We start from the raw sequence: 14,341 nt of genomic DNA, 5'->3' as shown, positions 1-14,341 counted from the left end.
CCTAATGATTTTTACTTAAATATATTACTATTTATGTTTTTTAAATAAATGTGACGCAGTTTGAGCGGTTTTGCCAACAACTGTAGCTGTGGCAACTGTTTTTCCTGCCTCACCTACTTTAGCAAGCATCGCTTTACTTGAGTCATTCAACTCAGAAACACTCTCACTTAAATCTGCCACCGCATGAAACAGCGGATCAATCGTTTCAACTTTTTGAGTGACATCTGCCAATAAGTCATTGCCAATAACCAATAAGTCTTCACTTTGTTTCAGTAAGATATCAACATCTTGTGTTAATATAGCGACTGTTTTATCTGTTTCATCTAAAATGCCATTGACTTTTTCCATTGACTTCGTTATATTCTTGTTTAATTGTAATAAAAAAATGACTAGCACCACTACTAGTACGGCAAACGCAACAGCAGCAATTATCGCAGCTATTTCTATACCTGTCATATAAAACATCTCCTACCTTTCCTGTAATTTACTACCATTAGAATACCATTATCTACTTGATTTAACAACAATTTATACATTATGATATAGTAAGAAGAAATAAGAAAGGAGTGTTCATTTTGCAAGAAACTACCACTACTTCCACAACACCTGAAGTAATTACCGAAGCAGCAAAAAACGTGCGAGGTATTAATCGCTTTTTTAACCAGTTAGACTGGAATAAGATTATTGCATCGGTTATTAATCAAGCTATCCTCATCCTTGTTATCATCATTTTATTAACGATAACCCGAAAAATCTTATTAAAGTTAATTGATAAGTCTTTTACAAATAAGAAAAAAGACAACTATAGTGAAAATAGAATGCACACATTAAGAACACTAACAAAAAACGCAGTCCAGTACACACTGTTTTTTATAGGAATTTATTCTATTTTAACGATTTTAGGTGTTCCCGTTGGATCGTTAATTGCCGGGGCCGGGATTGCTGGGGTTGCCATTGGTCTTGGTGCTCAAGGCTTTATAAATGATGTATTAACTGGTTTCTTTATTATTTACGAACGACAGTTAGATGTTGGGGATCATGTTGTTATTGATAATATTGAAGGTATCGTTAACGATATTGGCTTACGAACAACACAAATTAAAAGTTTTAACGGAACGATGAACTACATCCCAAATCGGCAGATACTTATTGTAAGTAATTTATCGCGAGGTAATCAGTTAGTTGTTGTTGATATTCGGGTTGACCCAACAGACGATATTGATCGTATTATGGATATTATGAAATCCATCAATAAAAAACAAATCATCAATATTACAGATATTCGTTCTGAACCAACAATCGTAGGATTAGTTGATTTAGGAAGCGGCAATTTTGCGATTCGTTCGAATGTTTATGCTATTAGCGGCTCTCAATTTGGTGTTAAAACTCAAATGATGACGGCGTATATAGAAGCTTTGACAAAAGCAGGAATTAAGTTACCGACTACACCGATTAATTTAAAAATATAAATCAAACCACGAGATATCCTTTATTATTTAGATATCTCGTGGTTTTTTACTTAGCCAACGCCACTAGGTAATCTCCCATAACAGAAACAGCTTTTTGAATAGCTTGTTCATTTGGATTAAATTTCGGATGATGCAGACCATACTCACTAGCGACACCTAACCATACCATTGTACCCGGAATTTGCTTCAGTATATAGCCAAAGTCTTCTGCCGTCATTAGCGGTTCAGACGCTACTAGTTCAATGTCTGGATGTAATGATAAAAAGTCGATTAATCGTGTGGTAGTCGTATCATCATTAACCACAGGAACATAACCTAAGTTATCAAACTCGATAGACACATCACACTGAAAACTTACAGCTATTCCGTTTGCTATTTCTTTGATTCTTGACATGACTAAGTGTGTCATGTCATGAGTCAACGTTCTAATTGTGCCGCTTAAATAAGCTGTACCGGCTAAAATATTACTAGCAAAACCTGCATTCAATTCACCAAACGTTATAACAGCTGACTGCATCGGATTCACATTGCGGCTAATTATGGTCTGTGCTTGTTGAATGAATGAAGCAGCGGCGACTATCATATCATTTCCTTCATGCGGAAGGGCTGCATGACTTTCTTTTCCAGTAAACGTCACTTTAAAACTACTGTCTCCAGCAAACATGGTTCCTACTGCTGTTGCTATCACGCCAACTGGTAAATCAGGATTGACATGTAAACCATACATCTCATCAATCTTAGAAACATCTAAAAATCCATTATCCGTATATATTTTGGCACCACTTTTATTTTCTTCAGCTGGTTGAAAAAAGAACAGGATATCTTCTTTTAACGGTTGATCAATCACCTTATCTAGTAAGCCTAATGCAATCGTCATATGAATATCGTGACCACAAGCATGCATCACTCCTTCATGTTGCGAAGAAAAAGGTAAACCTGTCTGTTCAGTAATCGGCAGAGCATCCATATCAGTACGCCACCCGATTACTTTAGTCGGTTCACTTCCTTTTACGACCACAATAATCGCTGTGTCTTGTACCTTTATATCAAGTTTTTCTTGTGGTAATTCTGCCATTTTGTTTAACAAATACTCTGCTGTTTGATATTCTTCCATTCCAATCTCTGGAATCTGATGTAGTTCTCGCCTAATCGTGATTAGTTCTTCTTCTGTCATTTTTTTCATATTTTCACCTAAATATTCACTTTTTCAATTACATCATATTCTATTTCAAGTTCATGAGCCAAATGGTTCACGGCTTTTAGTATCTCTTTTCTTGTGATAATTCCTGTGAATTCTTTTGATTCATTTACAACAGGAATAAAACTATCATTAACTAACAAATGAAGTGTTTTTTCTAAATCTAGTGGTAACGAAATCATTGGAATGTCTATATCCATGACATCTACCACTTTTTTATTTGCTAAATTTTCAGGTTCTAAATCTTCTATTCCAAACATCTGGTCAACTACTTGAGATAAAGAAACTAAGCCAACTAGTTGTTCCTCTTTATTTAACACAGGAACGCGAGAGTACCCAATTTTAGTTAATACTAAAATTGCATGTTCAAGCGAATTTGATTCACTTAAGGTTGCCACGTTATCAGAAGAGATTAAAAAGTCGTCTTCATTTTCCAGTAACATCTTTCTTACAGTCGTTCCAATCATATTGTCATTTCCTCCATACAAGCTAAAAATTTTAGTTCATTGAAAAAAAGTGAGTCAGTTCTTTTTGTAATTCATGTCGTTCATTATAATAATCTACTAAATACCCATCTTCTTGGTGTGTGATAATGGCATATGTTTTTAAATAGCTATATTTACCACGTGGCTGAGAAATACTGCCTGGATTTAGTAGCAAGATATCATCTACCATTGTCGCAAATAATTGATGCGTGTGCCCATATAAGACGATATTTGCTTGCATCTCTTCGGCTTGATAAAGTAACTTATCAAACATCATATTGACATTAAACAAATGCCCATGTGTTAACAGCACCTTGTCTTGTGTGGTATCGATTAATTTTACATTGTCATATTCATTATAGTAATCACAATTTCCTCGAACAACATGATAAGTTGACCAAATATCGCTCTCTGGTGATAATTCTGAATCACCACAATGGAAAAAGTAGTCCACGTCATTTAGCCATTTTGCTTTTATGTCTTCTAAATAAGATTCCACTCCATGATTATCGCTCACTACTAAATATTTCATTAGTTTTTCTCTCCCAACCAAGCATCGATTTTTTTATCCAATTCTTTCAGAGCTTTTGCACGATGGCTAATCTGATTTTTTTCTTCAGATGTCATTTCTGCCATTGTTTTATCCGTTTCTGGAATAATAAATAATGGATCATAACCAAACCCATTATCTCCTCGTGGAATGCGTCCAATTACTCCAGGTAGCTCTCCTGATACGACTAAACTTTCTTTCCCTGGTTCACTTAAAACAAGTGTACAGTGGAATTGTGCTGTTCTTTCTTCCATTGGAACATCCGTTAATTCATGAAGTAATTTAGCATTATTCGCTGCATCACTTTTTCTTTCACCAGCATATCTTGCTGAGTACACCCCTGGCTGACCGCCAAGCGCATCGACTTTCAATCCTGAATCATCAGCTAAGACCAAACAATTCAATTGATTCGCTATTCCTTCAGCTTTTAATCGTGCGTTTTCTTCAAACGTCTTACCAGTTTCTTCAATGTCTTCTATCTCTGGAAAATCTAACAATGTTTTGATTTGATAACCTCTTGACTTAAATAACTCGACAAATTCTTTTGCTTTTCCTTCATTTTTTGTCGCAATCAATAATTGATGTTGTAACACTGGTTCTTCATGTTTCTTCGCAACATTTCGTAAAGCTAGCGCATTTTTTTGTAGACGAATCAATTCGTTGATACTTGTTTCAGCATAATCAAGTAACTCATTTAACTCACCTCGTGTAAAGGTTGCTTCTTCACCTGTCCCTTGAATTTCGATTAATTCAAGTTTTTCCGTCATAACAACATTGCAATCAACTTGTGCAGTGGAATCTTCTTGGTAGTCTAGATCAGTGATTACTTCACCATATGAGTTTAACCCCACGCTAATAGCGGCCAAGTGAGACGTAATCGGACTTTCAAGTAAATCACCTTGTTGGACTAATCGATCAGTCGCTAATTTCAACGCTAAAAACGCACCAGTAATACTAGCTGTTCTAGTTCCACCGTCTGCTTGAATCACATCACAATCAACTACAATCGAACGCTCTCCTAACTTTTTCAAATCAATGACCGAACGCAAACTACGACCAATCAAGCGTTGGATTTCCATCGTTCTACCCGTAAGTTTTCCTTTACTGCTCTCACGTCTGTTTCGTGTATGTGTTGCTCGTGGTAACATGCTATATTCAGCCGTCACCCAACCAGCCCCACTATCACGTAAAAATGGTGGTACATTGTCTTCAACTGTTGCATTGACAATGACTTTTGTATGACCAAAACTAACGAAAACTGATCCTTCTGGGTAATCTAAGTAATCTAATACAAATGATACTTTTCGCATTTCATTATTTTTTCTGTCGTCATGTCTCATTTTCTAATCTCCTATATCTGTAATATCTACATGTTCCACTGATATATCTTGAATTGGCAACCAATCAGAACTGATGGTTTCAAAATTTCGTACAGAACCTGTTGTAAAAAAGCGATGTTCTTTTTTATCTGAATTGGGTGAAGCTGAAATATCATAATAATCGAGTAACACACTGACTTCTGTGACTGTTTCAGCACCTGAATCAATCAATTTAACTTGTTCTCCCACTGCTTCTTTAATAAATGGCTTTAGCAACGGATAGTGGGTACACCCCATAACTAACGTATCAATATTTGATGCATTAAAATGACTTAATGTTTCATTTACCACTTTTTTAGCAATATCAGATTGATACTCATGACTTTCAACTATTGGTACAAACTTTGGACAAGAAAGTCCCAACACATCAACATCCAAAGATTTACGTTTAATTTCTTTTGTGTATTCCTCACTATTTATCGTTCCAACTGTTCCGATAATTCCAATACGACCATTGCGTGTTTCACGTAACGCCGCTCTTGATCCCGGAACAATCACACCAACAACCGGAATATCTAGTGCTTCTTTTATTTCTTCTAACGCAACAGCTGTCGCCGTATTACAAGCAATCACAATCATTTTGACATCTTGTTTTAATAAAAACCGTACCATATCCCATGTGAATTCTTTAATTTGGTCAACAGGACGTGGCCCATAAGGACATCTTGCTGTATCTCCCACATAATAGACGGTTTCATTCGGCAGTTGTTTTAATGCTTCACGCACAACCGTTAATCCTCCTACACCTGAATCCAAAAAACCGATTGGCTGATTATTCATAACATCTACCTCGTTCTTTATATTGTTCATCTAAATTCTATTTTCCCTTTATTTTTGATATATTTCAAGTTAAAGCATCAAATTTTAATGGTTTATTATGTCTTTTGTAGTATAAAAAAAGTAACAGTTTCCTGTCACTTCTTCTTTTATAATGTTAAAGATGGTTTGGCATTTAAATGCATATCTGAAAAGTGTTGCTTTTGGTACTCTACGTACGCAGCTGCACCAATCATTGCGGCGTTATCTCCACACAAGTTTATTGGTGGTACAATTAGTTTAACTTGTGGTAACACTTGGTCTAGCTCTTGTTTCAGACGATTTCTTAACCCTTTATTCGCTGCGACCCCACCAGCAACGACTAATTGTTTTACGTTGTATTCTTGACAAGCACGGATTGTTTTATCAACTAAAACATCAATCACACTTTCTTGAAAACTTGCGGCTAAATCAACATCACATAACTCTTCATCTCGTTGTTTCGCATTATGGACAAGATTTATCACAGAGCTTTTTAAGCCACTAAAACTAAAATCATAATGATCTTCTTTTATCATCCCTCTTGGAAAATGATAACTATCCTTGCCTTGATGAGCTAATTCATCAATCTCTTTTCCACTTGGATAAGTTAATCCCAACACTCGACCAACTTTATCATATGCTTCACCAGCTGCATCATCTCTTGTCTCGCCGATGATGTCAAAATCTCCATGCTCTGTCATATAAACAAGCTCAGTATGCCCACCACTCACTAACAATGCCATTAGTGGAAATTCTAGTTCCTCTATTAACTGGGCTGCGTAGATATGTCCTGCCATATGATTAACTGGGATAAGCGGTAACTCATTCGCCCATGCAAATGATTTTGCCGCTGTAATCCCTATCAATAATGACCCAACTAATCCTGGTCCATATGTGACAGCTACTGCTGATAAATCTTCTATTTTGACACTTGCTTCTTCCATCGCTAAATCAATACACGCGATAATTTGCTCCACATGATGACGACTTGCCACTTCTGGTACAACGCCGCCAAACCGTTTGTGACTATTTATTTGAGACGCAACAATATTTGATAAAACGTCACGACCATTTTTCACAATCGCGACACTCGTTTCGTCACAGCTACTCTCAATAGCTAATATATAAATATCCGTTTGTTCCATTTCTTCACATCCTAAATCTCTAACTGCATCATCACAGCATTATCTGTCGGATGATGATAATAATTTTTTCTAACACCTAGCTCTTTAAACTGATGCTTTTTGTAAAACCCTATTGCTTCTTCATTTTGACTTCTTACTTCTAAAAATAAATGAGATACGTTGTTTTGCTTTAGCAACTCACATGCTTCAGTTAAAAGTGTACTTGCTATGCCTTTATTTTTATAATCTGGCAGCACGCCAATTAATAATAATTCTGCTTCATCTAGCACAAATTGGCAAATAATAAATCCTATTACCTTGTCGTCTTCAAGTTTTACATGCGTGATATTGTTTTTTTGAGCTAATTGATCATAAAATTGTGCTTCAGACCATGGACTCCCATACTTAAATATGATGTCACTTGATTCTGATAATCGTTTTGCTAACTGTCTATTATCCATCTAGACTCACTTCCTAGAACTTTAATCGCATTTCAATAGCATCTTCTCTAGCAGAAAGATAATATCCTTCTTTAATACCTACCTGCTCAAATCCAAATGATCGATATACAGAGATAGCTTGTTGATTAGACGCTCTAACTTCTAAACTCATTGAGTGACACGATAAATTTTTTGCTTCTTCTTTCAACTCGTTTAAAAGTGATGTTCCAATACCTTGTGACTGATATTCTGGTAACACGGCAATATTAGTAATATGTGCATCATCACACTCAATTCGTATCCCACCGAAACCAACTAATTGATGATCTAGGCATGCTTTTACGTAACGACCGTATTTCTTCTTACTAAGTTCCATCCATAAAATAGCTGTACTCCAAGGTGATTCACCACCATAAACATGTTTAAGCACTTGTTGAAATGCCATAATATCAGTTACTTTTGCTAACTGAAATTCTAACTTTTTCTCAATCACACTACCACTCCTCTACTAGTTAACTTAATCGTTCAACGTAAGATTGTGGTTCTACTTCTTTTCCTTGTTGTTTCTTTAGCCATTCTTCTTCTGCTTCTACTTTTTTTAGATAGGTTGGAACAAATTCATTTACGTCTTCTATTTTTTCTAATAAACAAGACATATCTAACATGACAGCCGGATTAGAAGGTTGGAGGATAACCTCAATATCGGTACTTTCACTTAAATCATTAAATTTTTCTTCTAATTTCCCGTATTCTTCTCCGATAAAGACCAATTTTTGTTCTTGTTTTAATAACACATCTAGCCACTCATCAAATAAAATATATTGATCAGGCAACACATTAATCAATTGGTTATTTTCATATTTATATGCTCCTGTATATAAAAACCCACGACGTGCATCTATAAAAGGCACAATCAACTTATCTTTTTCCTGACTGTTTTTCGCCAAACAAGCTAATGAGGACACAGCATATAAAGACGCACCTAAAGTCCAACTTAATGTCTTCGCTGTTGTAACCCCAATACGCAATCCAGTATACGATCCTGGGCCTTTTGCCACAATTATCTTATCTATATGTTTAGGTGATAACCGACTTTCTTTCATACAAAAGTCAATTGCTGGCATCAAGGTTTCACTGTGATTTTTGCTAGCTTGACTATAATATGAGGAAATTACCTGATTTTCTTCTCCAATTACGACACCTAGTGTTTTATTTGATGTATCAATACCTAGTATTGTCATAGTTATACCAATCCTTTTTCTATTTTTCTGTTTCATTGTAGCACAAAAGACTCACTACTTGTGTTATTTGCAAACAAAAAAGAAAAAGAGTACTCATTGCACCCTTTCTCTTTGAATGATTATGATAATGGTAGACCAAACAAGTAAGATAATAGTAACATGATAGCTCCTAATATATTATTAAAAAAATGCACCATCATCGAATCTACTATTCGACCTCTTGAGCAATACGCCCAATACATTAATGCTCCTAAAGCAGCATACATTGCAAACGAAATAATATTTGACGACAAATGAACAGCTGAAAAGGCTAAAGAAGTTAATATCATTGGCACCCAATACGGCATATTTTTAAATAATAATGTTGTAGGCAACCCTCTAAAAATAAGTTCTTCTAAAATCGGAGCTTTAACTGCAACGATAATTGTCATGATTAACACATAGTAAATGGTTTGATTTGGCCCAAATAATTGCGCTATCGCATCATCATTTGCACTTTGGGCATCGCCATAGATTAATTGCATTAAACCAGTCCCTATAAAGACAATTACTCGACCAATTAAAAATATTTTAAAAGCTCGCCAAATATCTTTTTTGCTTAAACTAATATCAGTATCGTGTGATTTATTTTGATAAAAACGCCAAATAAACCAAATTATTGCACCTAAAATAACCAACCAACATAAGAATAAGATGATACTTACACCATTTGACTTTTTATTGAAGATTGGTTCAAATAAATTAAGAACTAATGTTGGTACGTCGTTTAATAACAACATTCCCAAAATAATCAATAGCCCAACAATATACAACCCGACTTTTTTTATAAAGACAACAAACTTTTTCAATATCTAACCTCCAATTCATTTTTTAGTAATTCTAACGTAAACAACCAATTATCTTTCGATTTATTAGAAGCATTATCGTGTATACTCACAATCATTTGATAATCTGTCTCTGTTTTCGATAAGTAATAATCAAAATCCATTGTATACAACCCTCTTTTATGAGAGACTGTTAAAGAAAAAATATAATTAATCATTAGCCAAATATCTTGAGGTCGATTCGTTTGAATCACAACATCATTTGCTTGTTCCATATCATAAGCAAATTTAGATTCTCTAAAAAATGGTAAGGTATACTCACATAAAATCTGTCTATCTTTATTCACACGTTTACCAACTAAAAAACTATGACCATAAAAATAATTAAACTGTGAATAGTGTATCTCATAATGCGTATATAAATCAACTAATTGGACCATCTGATCTATGAGAAGATTAATCATAAATAAGGTTGTATGTTCTTCAGGAAAAAACAATCCGACTTCTTTATCTTTTTCTAATGGTGACAATTGATATCCCCAACTGTCATTATTCAAGTTCAAACGGATAAAACGTCGCGTTTTCTTCAAAAATGCCGAACCAGGCTCATAGGTGCCTTCATTTTCAAAACACAATGGACATTTTCCATGCATTGGAGCATCAAATTCTATTCCATAACTTGTTTCTTTACCTCCTGATAGATACCCATTGATCTGATTAAGCCAATAAAGATAGTTGGTTGCTTCTAACGGTGATCTGTCAAATTTTTTAGCAAACATCGCATTCACTACTGATGGTGGTGGCGTTAGTAACTCCATTATACTTTGTTTCAACTGATCAATGTCTTCCTCAGTTTGATACTCATTCGCTTTATTATCCTTGGCCATATCAACTAGTATTTGACATAATTCCTCTGCCGTCATATTAGATACTTGATTTACATTATTAGAAGAGACAACGACCCCTGTCATGTCAGTGAGCTTATTTTGTAAATAAGCTCGATCTGTTTTCATCCATCCTCCTGATTCAATAGCTGAACTGACAAAATCATAAATTACTTGAGAGCCTTCCATTCTGATTCTCCTTTACTTATTTAACTATTCAATATTATAAACTATTTTTATAAAAAAAACCTGATTTTTTAAAGAATTTTATCCTTTAAAAAAACAGATTTGAGAAATTATAGTTTACTTCCTGCCTCTTCATCTACAATAATAGTCACATCAGGATGAACTTGTAAAGCACTTGCTGGAACTAACTCTGTAATAGGTCCTTTTATTGTTTGATAGATGGCTTCAGCCTTTTTAGTTCCGTACGCTAATAAAATGATTTTGTTAGCTTGCATAATCGAACCTATTCCCATTGAATAAGCCTTAGTTGGCACCTCAGAAATATCAGAAAAATTGCGGCTATTCGCCTCAATGGTTGATTCCGTTAAGTTTACTTCGCTTGTTTTTCCATCAAACGATGAGCCAGGTTCATTGAATCCAATATGTCCATTTTCACCAATACCAAGGATTTGAATATCTATAGGGTGTGACTCAACGATTGCATCGTATCGCTTACATTCTTTTTTAGCATCTGTAGCTAGTCCGTTAGGTAAGAACGTTTCTTTAAATGGCTTTTTATTAAATAAATGCTCTCTCATAAAATAATGGTAACTTTGCGGATCGTCTGCCCCCAGTCCCACATACTCATCCAAATTCACAGATGTCATATGAGAAAAATCAACATCACTTTCTACCATTTCTTTATATAACGCTTCAGGTGTACTCCCTGTCGCCAGTCCCAATGTTTTAATATCTTGTTTCATTGCTTCTTGAATCATATCAAATGCAACTTTCGCACCTTCGAATTGATCTGTTACTTTAATGACTTTCATGTCTATTCCCTCCAGTAATGGTATAGTCCAATTATACCTTTAAAGAAGTATTTTGACAAGTCTTATGCGAATAGTTGTTAATATATCCCTTAGCTCAGGTACTGATGCTTGTCCTGGTGCAGATGCTGATTGGACTGATCCAAATGTCAAGACTAATCCAAACGTTTCTCCACTGACTCGATTTATCATCCCTAATTGCCCATTGACATCGTCACAATTGGGCGATTAGCAAAAAAATTTGCATCTCATTCGTTGCGTCAAGTAGCGTTAATACATCTGTTGTAGTATTTGGCATAACAGCTATTTTACAAATATCTGCACCATAGTTCGCGACAATTTTAGTTTCTTCTATTAACTCTTGACTTGCTTTACCAACCATTGGAACAACTAATTTAGGAATACCATCTCCAACAACAATGTTCATTACTTTAACTGTTTTCATTTACTCTGTTCTTTCAATTTTAATGAGCGACGACCTTTTTTAGACTCGCTGATTGTAAAATTATTAAAAAAGTTCTCAACTATTAGAATGTTATCTAACAGTTGAGAACCCTTATGAGCAAACTTTATTCTATGAATTATATATGATTCATATGATCGAATGTTTGGGATAAAATACTTTTAACATGTTTATCATCTAAACAATAAACAACACTCTTTCCTTCTTTTCGTGATTTGACCAAATGATTATCCCTTAAAAGCTTCAGTTGATGAGATACAGCAGATTGTTCCATTTCTAAAAATTGAGTAATACTACTGACATTCATCTCCTTTTCAGACAAAGCAACGAGTATTTTCAATCGGGTTGGGTCTCCTATCGTTTTAAAAAAACGACTTGTTTGTTCAATCGTTTGAGAACTTAACTCTTTCAACTAGACATCTCCCCCTTTACGCACTATATTTAGCTAATTCATTCGTAAATAATTCTATTTTTTCAGTAACAGTCTCTTGTGTTTGATCCACTGCTCCGATATAAAACTTAATTTTTGGTTCTGTCCCAGAAGGCCTAATAGCAATCCAACTACCATCTTCTAAAAAGAATTTTAATACATTTGCCTTTGGTAGTTCAAGTGTTTGCTCTTGTCCATCAGCAAATAGACGTTTTCCAACTGAATAATCTTCTGTATAGTTCACTTTTACGCTACCAAATGATGTTGGCAATTGTTCTCTCACGTCTTGCATGATAGTTGCAATTTCTTTTAACCCTTCCATACCTGATTTGGTTACAGAAATCGTTTTTTCTTCAAAATAACCATATTCTTTGTACAAATCAAGTAAAGCATCATACAATGTTTGCCCTTTTTCCATGTAATAAGTTGCCACTTCAGCTAACATTACCAATGCTTGAATTGCATCTTTATCACGAACAAATGGTTTCACTAAGTATCCATAACTTTCCTCAAAACCAAATAAAAATTCTGCCGAGTTTTTAGATTCTGCTTCTTTGATTTGTTCGGCGATAAATTTAAAACCAGTTAACACATTTTTCATTTCAACATCATATGCGTCACAAATTCGTGTTGGTAACTCACTTGATACGATTGATTTTAATACCATACCATTAGATGGTAGCTCTTGTTTTTCTTGCTTTTTACTCAAAATATAATGCACCATTAAACTGGCTAATTGATTTCCGGTTAACACTCGAAACTCGCCACTTGGTAGTCTTACGGCTGCACCTAAACGATCGGCATCTGGGTCTGTTGCTACTAATAAATCAGCTGATAGCTCCTCACCTAAACGAATCGCATATTCGAATGCTGATAATTCTTCAGGGTTTGGTGATTTCACTGTAGTAAAATTAGGATCTGCAATCGCTTGTTCCTCAACTAAGGAAACATTGGTAAAGCCAATTTGTGATAATGCTTTTTCACCAAGCATTTTCCCTGTTCCATGTAATGGCGTGAAAACCATGTTTAATTTGTCGCCACTTCGTTTGATTAACTCATTGTCTATCGTCACGGATAACATCTCTTCTAAATAAATTGTGTCAACTTCTTCACCCACGATATTGATAAAATCATCTGACTTGTCATCAGAAATCACTTCAATTACCAATGGATTTTCAATGCTACGCACAAATCCTGTTACTTTGTCAGCGTCTTGTGGTGGCATCTGTGCACCATCTTCCCCGTATACTTTAAAACCGTTGTAATTTGCCGGATTATGGCTTGCAGTAATCATAATCCCTGCAATACAATTAAAATGTCGTACAGCAAATGATAATTCAGGCGTTGGACGTAAACTTTCAAATACGTATGACGTAATCCCGTGATTAGCTAGTGTTTTAGCTGATTCCATCGCAAATTCTGGTGATTGATGTCTCGAATCATACGCAATCGCAACCCCTCTTTTTTTGGCATCCTCACCTAATGTTGCGATAAATAAAGCTAAACCGTTAGCTGCTTGACGAACAGTATAAATATTCATACGGTTGATTCCCGCACCTAAAATCCCTCTCATACCTGCTGTACCAAACTCTAACGGTGCATAAAAAGCATCTTGTAATTCGGTTTCATTTTGTTCTATTTCAAACAGATTATTCTTTAAACTAGGTTCTAATTCATTAAATTCTTTCCATTTTAGATAAGTGTTTTTCCAACTCATTCTGTCACCCCATATAAATTTGTCTTATTTATTATATCATTACATCATCAATTTTACTAAAAAATTATAGGGCAAATTAATCTAAAAAAACAGATGACTTATACCATCTGTTTTTAATGCCTGTAAACTAAATCGTGTTGATAGATTAAATGCTCTCAATGCAATTTTTTGTTTTATTCATAAAAAAAGGGGCATTCTTATTCGCAAAATTAAGTCGTCTATAACTAACCTTACAAAGGAGAATCCCACTATGAATAATAATACAAGGAAACTACTCAATTTAACAGATGATTCTCTTATTTTTAGAGTGATGTTCACAGACACCCGTTGAATTACCAAAGTAT

The 14,341-nt window shown here is 34.9% G+C and carries 16 protein-coding genes and 1 pseudogene; 1 reads left to right on the top strand and 16 read right to left on the bottom strand.

What is annotated here, in order from left to right:
• Window positions 1-27 precede the first annotated feature (27 nt).
• Window positions 28-456 (bottom strand): DUF948 domain-containing protein, encoded by a 429-nt coding sequence (locus DW196_RS00175; RefSeq protein ID WP_071457024.1) that lies wholly within the window; start codon window positions 454-456, stop codon window positions 28-30.
• Window positions 457-575: 119 nt separating this feature from the next.
• Between DW196_RS00175 and DW196_RS00170 the strand changes: the two genes are divergently transcribed.
• Window positions 576-1,469 (top strand): mechanosensitive ion channel family protein, encoded by an 894-nt coding sequence (locus DW196_RS00170; protein WP_118249505.1) that lies wholly within the window; start codon window positions 576-578, stop codon window positions 1,467-1,469.
• A 46-nt stretch (window positions 1,470-1,515) separates the two neighbouring features.
• Here DW196_RS00170 and DW196_RS00165 read toward each other — a convergent pair whose 3' ends face one another.
• The 15 genes and pseudogenes from DW196_RS00165 to DW196_RS00095 form a co-directional block, all read right to left on the bottom strand.
• Entirely contained in the window at window positions 1,516-2,643 is a 1,128-nt protein-coding gene (locus DW196_RS00165) for an N-acetyldiaminopimelate deacetylase (protein WP_118250166.1), read from the bottom strand.
• A 17-nt stretch (window positions 2,644-2,660) separates the two neighbouring features.
• A complete protein-coding gene (gene cbpB, locus DW196_RS00160) occupies window positions 2,661-3,134 on the bottom strand; it encodes a cyclic-di-AMP-binding protein CbpB (RefSeq protein ID WP_118249504.1) in 474 nt (157 codons plus the stop codon).
• 31 nt (window positions 3,135-3,165) lie between these two features.
• Complete coding sequence (locus tag DW196_RS00155; protein WP_118249503.1) at window positions 3,166-3,684, bottom strand: metallophosphoesterase; 519 nt, start codon at window positions 3,682-3,684, stop codon at window positions 3,166-3,168.
• The gene (rph, locus tag DW196_RS00150; RefSeq protein WP_118249502.1) at window positions 3,684-5,042 is read right to left on the bottom strand and encodes a ribonuclease PH; all 1,359 of its coding nucleotides are present in this window, start codon (window positions 5,040-5,042) and stop codon (window positions 3,684-3,686) included. The genes DW196_RS00155 and rph overlap by 1 nt, the downstream gene beginning before the upstream one ends.
• Before the next feature lie 3 nt (window positions 5,043-5,045).
• Complete coding sequence (gene racE / locus DW196_RS00145) at window positions 5,046-5,891, bottom strand: glutamate racemase (protein WP_233541895.1); 846 nt, start codon at window positions 5,889-5,891, stop codon at window positions 5,046-5,048.
• Between the two features lie 116 nt (window positions 5,892-6,007).
• Entirely contained in the window at window positions 6,008-7,024 is a 1,017-nt protein-coding gene (gene tsaD / locus DW196_RS00140; RefSeq protein ID WP_118249500.1) for a tRNA (adenosine(37)-N6)-threonylcarbamoyltransferase complex transferase subunit TsaD, read from the bottom strand.
• Between the two features lie 11 nt (window positions 7,025-7,035).
• Window positions 7,036-7,464 carry a ribosomal protein S18-alanine N-acetyltransferase gene (rimI, locus tag DW196_RS00135; protein WP_118249499.1) on the bottom strand — a complete coding sequence of 143 codons (429 nt, stop codon included), beginning with the start codon at window positions 7,462-7,464 and terminating at the stop codon, window positions 7,036-7,038.
• 13 nt (window positions 7,465-7,477) lie between these two features.
• Window positions 7,478-7,936 carry a ribosomal protein S18-alanine N-acetyltransferase gene (gene rimI, locus DW196_RS00130; RefSeq protein ID WP_118249498.1) on the bottom strand — a complete coding sequence of 153 codons (459 nt, stop codon included), beginning with the start codon at window positions 7,934-7,936 and terminating at the stop codon, window positions 7,478-7,480.
• A 19-nt stretch (window positions 7,937-7,955) separates the two neighbouring features.
• Window positions 7,956-8,684, bottom strand: a complete 729-nt coding sequence (gene tsaB, locus DW196_RS00125) for a tRNA (adenosine(37)-N6)-threonylcarbamoyltransferase complex dimerization subunit type 1 TsaB (protein WP_158563478.1) — start codon at window positions 8,682-8,684, stop codon at window positions 7,956-7,958.
• A gap of 119 nt (window positions 8,685-8,803) precedes the next feature.
• Window positions 8,804-9,532, bottom strand: coding sequence for a CPBP family intramembrane glutamic endopeptidase (locus DW196_RS00120; RefSeq protein ID WP_084657194.1), 729 nt, complete (start codon window positions 9,530-9,532; stop codon window positions 8,804-8,806).
• Entirely contained in the window at window positions 9,529-10,581 is a 1,053-nt protein-coding gene (locus tag DW196_RS00115) for a hypothetical protein (protein ID WP_118249496.1), read from the bottom strand. The genes DW196_RS00120 and DW196_RS00115 overlap by 4 nt, the downstream gene beginning before the upstream one ends.
• Window positions 10,582-10,688: 107 nt before the next feature.
• On the bottom strand, window positions 10,689-11,390 hold the full coding sequence (nagB, locus tag DW196_RS00110; RefSeq protein WP_118249495.1) for a glucosamine-6-phosphate deaminase: 702 nt from the start codon (window positions 11,388-11,390) through the stop codon (window positions 10,689-10,691).
• A gap of 39 nt (window positions 11,391-11,429) precedes the next feature.
• Window positions 11,430-11,712: pseudogene (locus DW196_RS00105) on the bottom strand (type I 3-dehydroquinate dehydratase); the annotation flags it as partial.
• Window positions 11,713-11,968: 256 nt separating this feature from the next.
• Window positions 11,969-12,262, bottom strand: coding sequence for a helix-turn-helix transcriptional regulator (locus DW196_RS00100; RefSeq protein ID WP_071457035.1), 294 nt, complete (start codon window positions 12,260-12,262; stop codon window positions 11,969-11,971).
• Between the two features lie 16 nt (window positions 12,263-12,278).
• Entirely contained in the window at window positions 12,279-13,997 is a 1,719-nt protein-coding gene (locus tag DW196_RS00095) for a phospho-sugar mutase (protein WP_118249494.1), read from the bottom strand.
• Window positions 13,998-14,341 lie beyond the last annotated feature (344 nt).

Source organism: Vagococcus sp. AM17-17 (genome assembly GCF_003471765.1).
GTDB classification, from domain to species: domain Bacteria; phylum Bacillota; class Bacilli; order Lactobacillales; family Vagococcaceae; genus Vagococcus; species Vagococcus teuberi.
This window is presented reverse-complemented; position numbering and strand designations above follow the sequence as displayed.